This is a genomic window from Streptomyces sp. NPDC058279 (assembly GCF_042881255.1).
Taxonomy (GTDB): domain Bacteria; phylum Actinomycetota; class Actinomycetes; order Streptomycetales; family Streptomycetaceae; genus Streptomyces.
In genome coordinates, this window is the sequence record NZ_JBHVYA010000003.1 from 473,151 (window position 1) to 485,499 (window position 12,349).

A 12,349-nucleotide genomic window follows, 5' to 3' on the forward strand; every position below is an offset into this window, starting at 1 on the left:
GAGTCAGAGACGTCGCCCAGAATGCCAGTCCGCACGCGCGTTCCGGGACCATACGGGTGCGGATCCCGCCGGAGATACCGCCGTACGCCCCCCAGCCTCACCCACACGGGCTACGCCCGTGACGGGCCGGACACCCCCTGGCCGTCCGCGCGGGCAGCCGCCAGCAGTTCCTCGGCGTGCGCGCGCGCCGTCTCGGAGTCCTCCTGGCCGGCCAGCATCCGCGAGAGTTCGCGGATCCGGTCCTCGCCCTCCAGGACGGTGACCCCACTGCGCGTCACCGATCCGTCGACGGTCTTCTCCACCAGCAGCTGCCGGTCGGCGAAGGCCGCCACCTGCGGCAGGTGGGTGACCACGACGACCTGCGCCGAGCGGGCCAGCTTCGCGAGCCGCCGCCCGACCTCCACGGCCGCCTTGCCGCCGACGCCCGCGTCGACCTCGTCGAAGAGGTACGTCGGCACCGGGTCGGACCCGGCGAAGACGACCTCCACCGCCAGCATGACCCGCGACAGCTCACCGCCCGAGGCGCCCTTGGCGATCGGCCTGGGCTGCGCGCCGGGGTGCGGGGCCAGCAGCAGCTCCACCTCGTCCGCGCCCGACGGCCCGTACGCGACGGACCGCCCGTCGACCTCGACCCCCTCGGGGTCCTCGGTCTGGCGGATGTCGAAGGTGACCCGGGCGTGCGGCATCGCCAGCGAGGCCAGCTCGGCCGTGACGTCGGAGGCGAACCGCGAGGCGGCCTCCACCCGGGCGTCCGTCAGCGCCTGTGCGAGCTGGGAGAGTTCGGTCCGCAGGCCGTCCCGCTCGGCGGTCAGCTCCGCGATCCGCTCGTCGTCGCCGTCCAGTTCCAGCAGCCGCGCGGAGCCCTGCTGGGCCCACTGGAGAACGGAGTCGACGGAGTCCCCGTACTTGCGGGTGAGCTGGGTGAGGGCCGCCCGGCGTTCCTCCACCGCGGCCAGCCGCAGCGGGTCGGCGTCGAGGTCGTCGGCGTACCCCGCGAGTTCCCCGGCCACATCGGCCAGCAGGATGCCCAGCTCACCGATGCGTTCCGCGAGCGCGCCGAGCGCCGGGTCGTGGGCCCGTACGGACTCCAGCGCCCGGTGCGCGCCCGCGACCAGCGTGTTGGCGTCGATGCCCTCGGGGTCCTCGGGGTTGCCGGCGAGGGCGGCGTGCGCGGCCTGCGCGGCCGAGGCCAGCGACTCGGCGTGGCCCAGCCGCTCGGCCTCCGCCGCCAGTTCGGCATCCTCGCCGGGCAGCGGTTCGACGGCCGCGATCTCGTCCAGACCGAACCGCAGCAGGTCCGCCTCCTGGGCGCGTTCCCGGGCCCGGGTGGTGATCTCCTCCAGCTCGACGGCGACCGCGCGCAGCCGCCGGTAGGCACCGGTGTACTTCTCCAGGGGGACGGCGACGGCGTCCCCGGCGTACCGGTCGAGCGCCTGGCGCTGCCGGGCCGGGCGCAGCAGTCCCTGTTGGTCGGTCTGTCCGTGGACGGCGACGAGGTCATCGGCGAGTTCGGCGAGCAGGCCCACGGGCACGGAGCGTCCTCCGACGTGGGCGCGCGAGCGGCCCTCCGCGGAGACGGTCCGGCTGATCAGCAGTGCGCCGTCGTCGAGTTCCGCCCCGGCCTCCTCGGCCCGCAGGGCGGCGGGGGCGCCCGGCGGCAGCACGACGCGACCCTCGACCACGGCCGCCTTGGACCCGATCCGCACCAGGGCCGGGTCGGCGCGACCGCCGAGCAGCAGCCCGAGGCTGGTGACGACCATCGTCTTGCCCGCGCCGGTCTCGCCGGTCACCGCGGTGAAACCGGGCGACAGCTCGACCACCGCGTCGTCGATGACCCCGAGCGACCGTATCCGCATCTCCTCAAGCACGGGACGACGATACCGAGGTTTCATCGGTGCCATGTGACGTCACCCTCCGAGAGTTCCCCGAACGGATGTGCTAATGACGGGCTAATGCGGCGCCCCGCGCCAGCCCGACACGGGCAGGGCGAACTTGGCCACCAGCCGGTCGGTGAAGGACGCGTGGTGCAGCCGGGCGAGCCGCACCGGGACCGTCCCGCGCCGGACCTCCACCCGCGCCCCGGCCGGCAGCTCCAGGGTGCGCCGTCCGTCACACCACAGCACCCCGTGCGGGGTGCCGGTCTGCACCTCCACCGCCAGCACCGAGTTCGGCGAGGTCACCAACGGCTTCGCGAACAGCGCGTGCGCGCTGATCGGCACCATCAACAGCGCCTCCACCTCCGGCCAGACCACCGGCCCGCCCGCCGAGAAGGCGTACGCCGTCGAGCCCGTCGGCGTCGCGCAGACGATCCCGTCGCAGCCGAAGCCGGACACCGGACGCCCGTCGATCTCCAGGACCACCTCCAGCATCCGCTCCGGCGACACCTTCTGGACGGCGGCCTCGTTCAGCGCCCAGTCCCGGTGGACCACGTCGCCGTTGGTCCGCACGAGCACGTCGAGGGTCATCCGCTCCTCGACCTCGTAGGCGCAGGTCACCACCCGGTCCACGACCTTGTCCAGGTCGTCCCGCTCGGCCTCGGCGAGGAATCCCACCCGGCCCAGGTTGACGCCGAGCATCGGCACCCCCGAGCCGCGCGCGAACTCCGCACCGCGCAGCAGGGTCCCGTCGCCGCCCAGCACGATGAGCAGCTCACACCCCTCCAGGGCCCCGGGCGTCCCTTCGGGCACCAGCTCCACCTCGGGCGGCAGCGGCAGGTCCACCGCCTCGTCGGCGAGGACCCGTACCCCCAGCCCCGATTTCAGCAGCCCCTGCACCACCAGCTCGGCGCTGCGGATGGCCGCCGGCCGCCCGGTGTGCGCGACGAGGAAGACGGTGCGCCCCGCCGTCGAACCCGTCCCGCCCGCTCCCGACGTACCCGCTTCTGACGTTCCCGCTGCATCGGTCACTGCGGCCCCTCCGCCACTGCACGATCGACATCCCCCGGGTCGAGTGCCGGTGCCCCCGCCCGCAGCCACAGAAAGTACTCGACGTTGCCGGACGGCCCGGGCAGCGGGCTCGCGGTCACCCCGAGCACCCCCAGCCCCAGCTTCCACGCCTGCGCCGCGACGTCCCGTACGGCCTCGGCGCGCAGCTCGGGGCTGCGCACCACCCCGCCGCTGCCCAGCCGGTCCTTGCCGACCTCGAACTGCGGCTTGACCATCAGCACCAGGTCCGCGCCGGGCGCGCAGCACCGTACGAGCGCGGGCAGCACCAGGCCGATGGAGATGAAGGACAGGTCGCCGACGACGAGGTCCACCGCGGCGCCGTCGAGCAGTTCGACGGTCAGCTCGCGGACGTTGGTGCGGTCCTTGACGGTGACCCGGTCGTCGCTCTGCAGGGACCAGGCGAGCTGCCCGTAGCCGACGTCCACGGCCATCACGTGGGCGACTCCGGCGCGCAGCAGCACGTCGGTGAAACCGCCGGTGGAGGCGCCGGCGTCCAGCGCCCGGCGGCCTTCGACGACCAGGCCCCGTGGTTGGAACGCCGCGAGGGCGCCGGCCAGTTTGTGGCCGCCCCGGGAGACGTAGTCGGGGTCGCTGTCGTCCTTGAGGACGACGAGGGCCGCGCTGGTCTCGACCTGGGTGGCCGCCTTGGTGGCGGTGGTGCCGCCCACGGTCACCCGGCCCGCGGCGATCAGCTGGGCCGCGTGCTCCCGAGAGCGTGCCATGCTGCGGCGTACCAGTTCGGCGTCCAGGCGGCGGCGTGCCACTCCTGCCACGTTCGGTTCAGCTCCTGTTTTCGTACGGTCCGGGGACGGGCGGTGCGTCCAGCGCGGTCAGCGCGTCGCGCAACCCCCTGTGCACATCCTCGTACACCTCGACGTGTCCGTCCGCCGTCAGGTGGTCGACGGCCGCCAGCCGCTCCAGGAGACCGTCGACCCCGGCGTGGCCGGTGGCGGTGCGTTCGACGCCCAGCGGCGCGGGCTCGGCGGGGGCCTCGGGGGCGTCCGCGGCGGCTTCCGGTGCTTCGTCGGTCATGCTCCGACGCTACCGCGAAGCGCCCCGCGACCACGTATGGCTCTGCGGTACGGTCGTGATCACGATGGCTACCACCGAGGAGTGCCGCGAAGCACTCGACCGACTCTCAGACAACCTGGCCGGCGCCGACGGCGACGTGCGCGGCGCGGTCGCGCTCGACCGCTCGCTCAGCTGCCACATCACCGACCTGGACCAGACGTTCACGGGCCGGCTCGAAGGCGGCCGGATCCGGGTCGACGCGCTCACCCCGGGGCCGCCCGCCGGCAAGGCGGAGATCCGGCTCGCGATGACGGGCGACGACCTGGTCGCGATGGTCGCGGGCGAGCTGAGGTTCGCCCGTGCCTGGGCCTCGGGCCGGATCAGGCTGGAGGCCGGCTTCCGTGACCTGCTCCGCCTCAAGAGCCTGCTCTGAGCCCCGGGGCCGGGTCGGCCCGAGCCCCGCTCCCCGTCCGGGCCCGGCGCCGCCCCGGACCCCGTTTCAGGCCGACTGCCGCGCCCGCGCCTTCCGGGCGGCCGGGATCACCAGGGGCGTACCGGTCTCCGGGTCCTCGATGATCTGGCAGCGCAGCCCGAACACCTCCTCCACCAGCTCGGCCGTGACCACCTCGGTCGGCGGCCCCTCGGCCACGACGGCCCCGCCGCGCAGCGCGATCAGGTGCGTGGCGTAGCGGGCGGCGTGGTTGAGGTCGTGCAGCACCGCGACCAGCGTCCGCCCCTGGTTCTCGTGCAGTTCGGCGCACAGGTCGAGCACGTCGAGCTGGTGCTGGATGTCCAGGTACGTGGTCGGCTCGTCGAGCAGCAGCAGCGGGGTCTGCTGGGCCAGCGCCATCGCGATCCACACGCGCTGGCGCTGGCCGCCCGACAGCTCGTCCACGGCCCGGCCGGCCAGTTCCGCGACCCCGGTCGCGGCCATCGACTCGGCGACGATCCGCTCGTCCTGCCGCGACCACTGCCGCAGCAGCCCCTGGTGGGGGTGGCGGCCGCGGGAGACGAGGTCGGCGACGGTGATCCCGTCGGGCGCGATCGAGGACTGCGGGAGCAGGCCGAGGGTCTTGGCCACCTGCTTCGCCGGCAGCGAGGCGATGGCCTGGCCGTCCAACAGGACCTGCCCGGCCGACGGCTTCAGCATCCGGGCCAGGGCGCGCAGCAACGTGGACTTGCCGCAGGCGTTGGGCCCGACGATCACCGTGAAGGAATTGTCGGGGATCTCCACCGAGAGGTCCTCGGCGATGACCCTCCGGTCGTAGCCGAGGGTCACGTTCCGCGCGGTCAGCCGTTGCTGCACTTGCCCACTCCTTGCGTCGCTCATACACGTCCCGCCTTGCGCTCGGTGACGAGCAGCCAGAGCAGGTACACACCGCCGACCAGCCCGGTCACCACGCCCACCGGCAACCGGTCCGCCCCGAAGGCCCGCTGCGAGGCCCAGTCCGACACCAGCAGCACCACGGCCCCCATCAGCGCGCCGGTGAGCAGGTTCGGCCCCGGCGAGCGGGTCAGGCGCCGGGCCAACTGGGGCGCGGCGAGCGCGACGAAGCTGATCGGGCCGGCCGCGGCGGCCGCGGCCGTGGTCAGTACGATCGCCGCCGCCATCAAGAGCAGCCGGCTCCGTTCCACCCTGACGCCCAGGGCGTGCGCGGCGTCGTCGCCCATCTCCATCATCCGCAGCGCCCTGCCCTGCCCGAGGACGAGCGGGAACACCACCGCGCAGGTCGCCAGCAGCGGCCACACCTGCGACCAGTCCCGGCCGGCCAGCGAGCCGGTCAGCCAGACCATCGCCCGGGTCGCCTCGACGAGTTTCGCCTTGGTCAGCAGGTACTGGATGAGGGCGATGAGCATCGCGGAGGCGCCGATGCCGACCAGCACGAGCCGGTAGCCGTGAATGCCCTGCTTGTATGCCAGGAGGTAGACGGCGGCGCCCGTCAGCAGGCCGCCGACCACCGCCCCCGCCGCCACCGCGGTGGAGCCGCCGTGGAAGACGATGATGGCGGTGAGCGCGCCGACCGCCGACCCGTAGCCGAAACCCAGCAGGTCCGGGGAGCCCAACGGGTTGCGGGACACGGACTGGAAGACGGCGCCGGCCATCCCGAGCGACGCCCCGACGAGCAACGCGACCGACACCCGTGGCAGCCGCAGGTCGTTGACGATGAAGTCGTCGGCGGGACTGCCCCGGCCCAGCAGCGTCCGTACCACGTCCCAGGGCGCGATCTGGAAGTCGCCGGTGCCGATCAATACGACCGCCATGACCAGCGCCACGGCCGCCAAGAGCAGCCCGGCCGCCAGGGCCCGCGGCTGCACGCGCAGGGCCGTCCCGCCGGGTCCGCGCAGCACCCGCGACCGGCTCCGCGGGGACTTCTCGGCCTTCGTCACCGTCGTCCGCGTCACAGTTGGGCCATCCTCTTGCGCCGGACGAGGTGGATGAAGACCGGGCCGCCGACGAGCGCGGTGACGATGCCGACCTGCAACTCGGCGGGGCGGGTGACGATCCGTCCGATGACGTCGGCGCCCAACAGCAGTACGGGTGACAGCACGGCGGAATAGGCGAGCACCCAGCGCATGTCCGGGCCGGTGAACAGCCGTACCAGGTGCGGGATCATCAGCCCGATGAAGACGATCGGCCCGCAGGCGGCGGTCGCCGCCCCGCACAGCAGGGTGATGGCGACCATGGCCCCGATCCGGGTCCGCGTCAGGTTCGCGCCGAGCGCCCGGGCGGTGTCGTCGCCCATCGCCATGGCGTTGAGCGACCGGCCGAGCGACAGCGCGAGCACCGCCCCGACCAGCAGGAACGGGGCGACCGAGCGGACGGTGTCCATGGTGGCCGACGCCAGCGAACCGACCGTCCAGAAGCGGAGCTTGTCCAGGGCCTTGCTGTCCATCAGCTGCACGGCGTTGATGTAGCCGACGAGGGCGGCGCTGGCCGCGGTACCGGCGAGCGCGAGGCGTACCGGGGTCGCGCCGCGGCTGCCGCCGAGCACGTACACGACGACCGAGACGACGGCCGCCCCGAGGAAGGCCCACCACACGAACGCGCTGAGCGAGGAGGCACCGAGGAAGCTGATCGCCGAGACGACGGCGGCGGCGGCGCCCGCGTTGACGCCGAGGATGCCGGGTTCCGCGAGCGGGTTGCGGGTCAACGCCTGCATCACCGCGCCGGACAGCCCGAGGGCGAGGCCCACCAGCACCCCGAGGAGGGTCCGCGGGACCCGCAGGTCGCGCACCACCACGTCGCTCGGGGTCCCCGCGTAGTGGAACAGGCCGTGCCAGACCTGGTCGAGGGGCATCTGCTTGGCGCCGACGGTGATGCTCGCGACCGCGACCAGCGCCAGCGCCGCGAGCGCGGCCGACAGACCGGCCGCGCGGGCGCCATGGCGGGCGCGGGAGGCGGCGACGGGCGCGGCACTCGGTTCGGGGGGACTCTCGACCAACACGCAAGTTAGGTTAGCCTACCCTGCACCGGCTGAGTCCCCCCGGTAGCGCCTACAGCCCGAGCCGCGCCAGCGCCTTCCCCGCGTCCAGCGTCGAAGAGCCCTCCCCGGCCTCCGTCCAGGCCGCCGCACACAGCGCCCGGAGCCCGTCCAGCGGGTCACCGTCCTCCCCGCGCAGGGTGAGTACGCCGTCCGACGCGACCGCCGTCCAAGCACCGCAGCGGAACCCGTCCCCGGCCGACACCACCTCCGGCTGCCCGGTCAGCAACCCGCGCAGGTCCCGGTCCACGTACGTCGGCCGGTGCCTGGGCTCGGCCCGCAGCAACTGCGCCGCGTCCGTCACCCCGGTCAGCACCAACAGCGAGTCCACGTCCCCGTTGAACGCGCCCTCGATGTCGGTGTCCAGCCGGTCCCCCACCACCAGGGGACGCTCGGCCCCGGTCCGCAGCACCGTCTCCCGGTGCATCGGGGGCAGCGGCTTGCCCGCCACCTGCGGCTCCGCGCCCGTCGCGATCCGCACCACCTCCACGGCCGCCCCGTTGCCCGGCGCGATCCCGCGCGCCCCCGGGATCGTCAGGTCGGTGTTCGACGCGTACCAGGGCACCCCGCGGTTGACCGCGTACGCCGCCTCCGCGAACCGCCCCCACGCCAGGTCCGGGCCGCCGTACCCCTGCACGACCGCCGCCAATCCCTCCTCGTCGGCGGACTCCACCGGCACCAGCCCGCGCTCGCGCAGCGCGACCCGCAGCCCCTCGCCGCCGACCACCAGCACCTTCGACCCCGGCGCCACCTGATCGGCGATCAGCCGGGCCACCGCCTGCGCCGAGGTGATCACCTCGCCCGCCTCGGTCGGGATGCCCAGCTCGCACAGGTGCTCGGCGACGGCGTCCGGGGTCCGCAGCGCGTTGTTGGTGACGTAGGCGAGGTGCATGCCCTCCGCGCGGGCGGTGCCCAGCGACTCCACCGCGTGCGCGATGGCCCGACCGCCCGCGTACACCACCCCGTCCAGGTCCAGCAGGGCCGTGTCGTACGCCTGGTGCAGACTCCGCTCACTGCCCGCGGGACTGGTCCTGCTCTGCCGGGTCATCGTGTCCGCTCCCTCGTCCACTCGATCCTCGATCGAATCCGTCTGCATGTGCCCTGCCCAGGCACTCCCCCGATCATCCCGCACCGTGAGACGCGTCTTACCATGCACCAATGACCACACCTGGTAACGCGGGCCGAGGACTGCGCCTGATCCCCTTCCACGGACTGCGCTATGACCCCGAGCGCGTCGGCAGCCTGGCCGCCGTCACGTCACCGCCCTACGACGTGGTCGTACGACCCGACGGAGTCGACTACCTCGAATCCGCCGACCCGCACAACATCGTCCGCCTGATCCTCCCCCAGGCCGACACCCCCGCCGCCCGCAACGAACAGGCCGCGCGCACCCTGCGCCACTGGCTCGCCGAAGGCGTCCTCAGCGCCGACCCCGAGCCCGCCCTGTACGTCTACGAGCAGCGCAAGCCCGGCGTACTCCAGCGCGGCGTCATCGGCGCCCTGGCCCTGACCACCGCCGACGACGGGATCGTGCTCCCCCACGAGGACGTCATGCCGCACGTGGTCACGGACCGCGCCGGCCTGATGCGCGCCACCTCCGCGAACCTCGAACCCCTCCTCCTCACCTACCGCGGCGGCGACCCCGCGACGGGTGCGGCCGCGGTCATCGAACGCACCGCGGAGCGCGAGGCGCTGCTGTCCACGGTCACCGAAGACGGGTTCCGGCACAGCCTGTGGGCCATCACCGACCCCGCCGACCTGGCCGCCGTCACCGCCGACCTCGGCCACCGCCAGGCCCTCATCGCCGACGGACACCACCGCTGGGCGACGTACCTGCGCCTCCAACAGGAGCACCCGTCGCCCACCGCCTGGGACTTCGGCCTCGTACTGCTCGTGGACACCGCCCGCTACCCGCTCCAGGTCCGCGCCATCCACCGGATGCTGCGCCGGCTGCCGAAGCCGCGGGCGCTGGCCGCGCTCGACGGATCGTTCCGCGTCCGCCCGATCGAGGGCCCGCTCCCGCTCGCCCTGGAGGCCCTCACCGACGCGTCGGAACGCGGCAACGCCTTCCTGCTCACCGGCGACGGCACCTTCCACCTGGTCACCGACCCGGACCCGGCCCTCATCGAACGCACCGTCCGCCACGACCGCCCCGAGGCCTGGCGTCGACTGGACGCGACGGTCCTGCACGCCGCCCTCCTCGACACGCTGTGGCGGATCCCCGACGAGCCGGAGCACATCTCCTACATCCACGACGCCGCCGCCACCGTCGAGATGGCCGAACGCCACGGCGGCACGGCGGTACTGCTGCACCCCGTACGGGAAGACGTGGTCCGCGACCTGGCCCGCCAAGGCGTCACCATGCCCCGCAAGTCCACGTCCTTCGGCCCCAAGCCGGCGACGGGCCTGGTGCTGCGCAGCCTGGACTGACCCCGCCCGCGGCGCCACCGGCCCCGGACATGCGAAAGGGCGGTACCCCGGGAAGGGGTACCGCCCTTTCAGTTCAGTCGTCAGGCCTTGTCGCGGCCCTCGGCGCGCTCCGCGTCGGCGGCGGCGTCGACGGGCTCGTACTCCTCGTCGTCCTCGTCGTAGTACTCGGCCTGGTCGGCGGCGCGCTCGGCAGCCGCCACCTCGGCGTCGTCCACGTCCTCGTCGTCCTCGTCGTCCTGTTCGACGTCGTCGTCCGCGAGGTCTTCGAGGTCGCCGTCCTCGTCGTCCGGCACGGCGGCGTCGACGAACTCGACCCCGTCGAGCTCGGCGAGCCGGTCCGAGGCGTCCGTCGCCTGGTCCTTGTCGGCCTCGGCGGTCTTGGCGAACCACTCGCGGGCCTCGTCCTCACGACCGGCCGCCAGCAGGGCGTCGGCGTAGGCGTACCGCAGACGCGCGGTCCACGGCTGCACGGAGTTCGACGCCAGCTCGGGGCTCTGCAGGGTCACGATCGCGGCGTCCAGCTCGCCCATGTCCCGCCGGGCACCCGCGGCCACGAGACGCATCTCGACCTGACCGGCCTTGTCCAGCTTCTGCACCTCGGGCTCACCGGCCATCGCCAGCGCCCGCTCCGGACGGCCGAGACCGCGCTCGCAGTCGGCCATGACGGGCCACAGCTCGACGGAACCGGTCATGCGCTTGGCGGCACGGAACTCCGCGAGCGCCTCGCTGTACTTCTGCGTGGCGTACGCGGCGAAACCGGCGGCCTCACGGACGGCGGCGACACGGGAGGCGAGGCGCAGGGCGATACGGGCGTACGCGTACGCCTGCTCGGGGTCCTCGTCGATCAGCCGGGCCACCATGACCAGGTTGCGCGAGACCTCCTCGGCCAGACCCTTGGGCAGGCTCAGGAGCTCCTGGCGCACATCGGCGTCGATCTCGTGACCGGTGATGTCCTCGTCGATCGGAAGCCGCTTGACCGGGTCGCGGTCGGCGCGGAAGTCGCGGTCGCCACCACGGTCGTCGCGGCCACGGTAGCCACCACGGTCGCCGCCGCGGTCACCGCGGTCGTCACGACGCGGGTAGCTGGGACGGTCGCCGCCACGGTCGTCGCGACGCTGGAAGCCACCACCCGTGGGACGGTCACCCCTGTCATCGCGACGGGGGTAGCTGGGGCGGTCGCCGCGGTCGTCACGACGGGGGTAGCTGGGGCGGTCGCCCCGGTCGTCACGACGCGGGTAGCTCGGACGGTCGCCGCCACGGTCGTCACGACGCTGGAAGCCACCACCGGAGGGACGGTCACCGCGGTCATCGCGACGCGGGTAGCTCGGGCGGTCGCCGCCACGGTCGTCGCGACGCTGGAAGCCACCACCCGTGGGACGGTCACCACGGTCATCGCGACGCGGGTAGCTCGGGCGGTCGCCACCACGGTCATCGCGACGCTGGAAGCCACCACCGGAGGGACGGTCACCGCGGTCATCGCGACGCGGGTAGCTCGGACGGTCCCCGCCACGGTCGTCACGGCCACCGCGGAAACCACCACGGTCATCGTCACGACGCGGGTAGCTGGGACGCCCGCCCCGGTCGTCATCACGACGGGGGTAGCTCGGACGGTCGCCGCCACGGTCGTCACGACGCTGGAAACCACCACCGGAGGGACGGTCACCACGGTCATCGCGACGCGGGTAGCTCGGACGGTCCCCGCGGTCATCGCGACGCGGGTAGCTGGGGCGGTCACCGCGGTCGTCACGACGGAACGAGGGGCGGTCGCCACCACGGTCGTCTCGGCGCGGGTAGCCACCACCGGTAGGACGGTCCGCGCCACGGTCGTCACGACGCTGGAAGCCACCACCCGTGGGACGGTCACCGCGGTCGTCACGACGCGGGTAGCTCGGACGGTCGCCGCCACGGTCGTCACGACGCTGGAAGCCACCACCGGAGGGACGGTCACCACGGTCGTCACGACGCGGGTAGCTGGGGCGGTCGCCGCCACGGTCATCACGGCGGGCGTAGCCACCGCCGGAGGGCCGGTCACCGCCACCGGCGGGACGGCCACCGCGGTCGTCACGGCGGAAGCCGCCGCCACCACCACCGGTCGGACGGCCACCGCGGTCGTCGCGACGGAAACCACCACGGTCACCGCCACGGTCGTCACGGCCCCCGCGGTAGCCGCCCCTGTCACCGCCGTCATTGCGACGAGGCTCGCGCTCCGGACGATCGTCGGGAGAGTTGGACATGGGTGTGACTCCTGTCTTCGGGGTACCGCTAGTCATTCTCGCGCAACCAACCCATGGCCGCGCTTCGGCGTAAAGAGATACAAAAACAAAAAGGACCCTTGGTCCAGCGTTGAACGCTGGACCAAGGGTCCTTTGAAAGATTGTTCGGCGGTGTCCTACTCTCCCACAGGGTCCCCCCTGCAGTACCATCGGCGCTGAAAGGCTTAGCTTCCGGGTTCGGAATGTAACCGGGCGTTTCCCTAACGCT

The 12,349-nt window shown here is 73.2% G+C and carries 11 protein-coding genes, 1 rRNA gene and 1 pseudogene; 2 read left to right on the top strand and 11 right to left on the bottom strand.

Annotation, left to right across the window (positions count from 1 at the left end; translation table 11 throughout):
- Window positions 1–110: 110 nt before the first annotated feature.
- From recN to ACFVXJ_RS09685, 4 genes are all read right to left on the bottom strand, one after another.
- Entirely contained in the window at window positions 111–1,856 is a 1,746-nt protein-coding gene (gene recN / locus ACFVXJ_RS09670; RefSeq protein ID WP_389661028.1) for a DNA repair protein RecN, read from the bottom strand.
- 93 nt (window positions 1,857–1,949) lie between these two features.
- Complete coding sequence (locus ACFVXJ_RS09675) at window positions 1,950–2,906, bottom strand: NAD kinase (RefSeq protein ID WP_389660965.1); 957 nt, start codon at window positions 2,904–2,906, stop codon at window positions 1,950–1,952.
- Window positions 2,903–3,718 carry a TlyA family RNA methyltransferase gene (locus ACFVXJ_RS09680; RefSeq protein ID WP_389660967.1) on the bottom strand — a complete coding sequence of 272 codons (816 nt, stop codon included), beginning with the start codon at window positions 3,716–3,718 and terminating at the stop codon, window positions 2,903–2,905. The genes ACFVXJ_RS09675 and ACFVXJ_RS09680 overlap by 4 nt, the downstream gene beginning before the upstream one ends.
- A 7-nt stretch (window positions 3,719–3,725) precedes the next feature.
- Complete coding sequence (locus ACFVXJ_RS09685; RefSeq protein ID WP_389660969.1) at window positions 3,726–3,977, bottom strand: hypothetical protein; 252 nt, start codon at window positions 3,975–3,977, stop codon at window positions 3,726–3,728.
- 64 nt (window positions 3,978–4,041) lie between these two features.
- On the opposite strand from ACFVXJ_RS09685, the gene ACFVXJ_RS09690 reads away from it, so the two are divergent.
- Window positions 4,042–4,389, top strand: coding sequence for an SCP2 sterol-binding domain-containing protein (locus ACFVXJ_RS09690; RefSeq protein ID WP_389660971.1), 348 nt, complete (start codon window positions 4,042–4,044; stop codon window positions 4,387–4,389).
- Window positions 4,390–4,455: 66 nt separating this feature from the next.
- Here the strand turns inward: ACFVXJ_RS09690 and ACFVXJ_RS09695 are convergent, their stop codons facing one another.
- From ACFVXJ_RS09695 to ACFVXJ_RS09710, 4 genes are read right to left on the bottom strand one after another with little or no spacing between them, the layout of a single operon-like run.
- The gene (locus tag ACFVXJ_RS09695) at window positions 4,456–5,286 is read right to left on the bottom strand and encodes an ABC transporter ATP-binding protein (RefSeq protein WP_389660973.1); all 831 of its coding nucleotides are present in this window, start codon (window positions 5,284–5,286) and stop codon (window positions 4,456–4,458) included.
- On the bottom strand, window positions 5,283–6,359 hold the full coding sequence (locus ACFVXJ_RS09700) for a FecCD family ABC transporter permease (protein WP_389660975.1): 1,077 nt from the start codon (window positions 6,357–6,359) through the stop codon (window positions 5,283–5,285). The genes ACFVXJ_RS09695 and ACFVXJ_RS09700 overlap by 4 nt, the downstream gene beginning before the upstream one ends.
- Window positions 6,356–7,402, bottom strand: coding sequence for a FecCD family ABC transporter permease (locus tag ACFVXJ_RS09705; protein ID WP_389660977.1), 1,047 nt, complete (start codon window positions 7,400–7,402; stop codon window positions 6,356–6,358). Before ACFVXJ_RS09705 ends, ACFVXJ_RS09700 begins: the two co-directional genes overlap by 4 nt.
- A 49-nt stretch (window positions 7,403–7,451) precedes the next feature.
- Window positions 7,452–8,486, bottom strand: a complete 1,035-nt coding sequence (locus ACFVXJ_RS09710; RefSeq protein WP_389661030.1) for an HAD-IIA family hydrolase — start codon at window positions 8,484–8,486, stop codon at window positions 7,452–7,454.
- Between the two features lie 110 nt (window positions 8,487–8,596).
- Between ACFVXJ_RS09710 and ACFVXJ_RS09715 the strand changes: the two genes are divergently transcribed.
- The gene (locus ACFVXJ_RS09715) at window positions 8,597–9,868 is read left to right on the top strand and encodes a DUF1015 family protein (RefSeq protein ID WP_389660979.1); all 1,272 of its coding nucleotides are present in this window, start codon (window positions 8,597–8,599) and stop codon (window positions 9,866–9,868) included.
- An 80-nt stretch (window positions 9,869–9,948) separates the two neighbouring features.
- Here the strand turns inward: ACFVXJ_RS09715 and ACFVXJ_RS09720 are convergent, their stop codons facing one another.
- The 3 genes and pseudogenes from ACFVXJ_RS09720 to rrf all read right to left on the bottom strand — a co-directional run.
- On the bottom strand, window positions 9,949–10,791 hold the full coding sequence (locus tag ACFVXJ_RS09720) for a hypothetical protein (RefSeq protein WP_389661032.1): 843 nt from the start codon (window positions 10,789–10,791) through the stop codon (window positions 9,949–9,951).
- 417 nt (window positions 10,792–11,208) lie between these two features.
- Window positions 11,209–12,030 (bottom strand): annotated as a pseudogene (locus ACFVXJ_RS09725) (tetratricopeptide repeat protein); the annotation flags it as partial.
- Between the two features lie 214 nt (window positions 12,031–12,244).
- A 5S ribosomal RNA gene (rrf, locus tag ACFVXJ_RS09730) occupies window positions 12,245–12,349 on the bottom strand; the annotation flags it as partial.

What these genes read in the sequence shown, in the direction of transcription:
- recN (WP_389661028.1), bottom strand. Translation starts at nt 1,856, where the DNA reads ATGCGGATACGGTCGCTCGGGGTCATCGACGACGCGGTGGTCGAGCTG.
- ACFVXJ_RS09685 (WP_389660969.1), bottom strand. Translation starts at nt 3,977, where the DNA reads ATGACCGACGAAGCACCGGAAGCCGCCGCGGACGCCCCCGAGGCCCCC.
- ACFVXJ_RS09690 (WP_389660971.1), top strand. Translation starts at nt 4,042, where the DNA reads ATGGCTACCACCGAGGAGTGCCGCGAAGCACTCGACCGACTCTCAGAC.
- ACFVXJ_RS09695 (WP_389660973.1), bottom strand. Translation starts at nt 5,286, where the DNA reads ATGAGCGACGCAAGGAGTGGGCAAGTGCAGCAACGGCTGACCGCGCGG.
- ACFVXJ_RS09710 (WP_389661030.1), bottom strand. Translation starts at nt 8,486, where the DNA reads ATGACCCGGCAGAGCAGGACCAGTCCCGCGGGCAGTGAGCGGAGTCTG.
- ACFVXJ_RS09715 (WP_389660979.1), top strand. Translation starts at nt 8,597, where the DNA reads ATGACCACACCTGGTAACGCGGGCCGAGGACTGCGCCTGATCCCCTTC.